The sequence below is a fragment of the Alcanivorax sp. HI0083 genome (assembly GCF_001635175.1).
Genome location: NZ_LWFX01001512.1, coordinates 1 through 631 on the forward strand (window position 1 = coordinate 1; position 631 = coordinate 631).

Here is a 631-nt window from a genome sequence, read left to right on the forward strand (position 1 = left end):
GCTGAGCAAGAACCATTGTTGGGGCAGCCGGTGCGAGTCGCGCCGTCAGACTATGGCCGTGATCCGGTGTTCGGCGAGCTGTGTTATTGCGATGAAAGCACGCTGGTGGTTCGACGCGATGATGCCGTGGTGGGGCAGATTCAGGTGCATTTTCCCCGCGACGGGTTTGTTTTTTCCAAAGCAGACTGACGGGAACATAATGAGCCAACCGAATAATCCGTTACATGGCGTCACCCTGGAAACAGTGGTGACGCAACTGGTTGAGCATTACGGCTGGGAGGAACTGGGAGACCGCATCCGCATCAATTGCTTTATCAGCGATCCGTCAGTGAAATCCAGCCTGAAGTTTCTGCGCAAAACGCCCTGGGCCAGAGAGAAAGTGGAAGCGTTATTCATCGATACCTTCTCCGAATGAATTGCATCCAATTTAAGCTGCCATGAGAGTAAGGCATCGGTTAAAGCAAAGCCTTATCGGTCAGTGCAGCTTGCAGGTCTTGCTCCAGCCCTTGCAGATTAATCTGAAAGGTATCGGCTAGCAGGCGAGTCATCGCCTGCGGGTCGGTAATGTTTTGCTTGTCACTGCGCCCGTCCGGGTAGCGTATCGTATAGAGGCCGTTCAAGAGTGTGTGAC

Annotated in this window: 1 protein-coding gene and 1 pseudogene; both read left to right on the forward strand. The window is 53.4% G+C overall.

Annotation, left to right across the window (positions count from 1 at the left end):
- A pseudogene (locus tag A3754_RS28125) lies at positions 1-189 on the forward strand (glutathione S-transferase family protein); the annotation flags it as partial.
- Between the two features lie 10 nt (positions 190-199).
- Positions 200-415, forward strand: a complete 216-nt coding sequence (locus A3754_RS22830) for a VF530 family DNA-binding protein (RefSeq protein WP_063521428.1) — start codon at positions 200-202, stop codon at positions 413-415.
- The last annotated feature ends 216 nt before the right edge of the window (positions 416-631 follow it).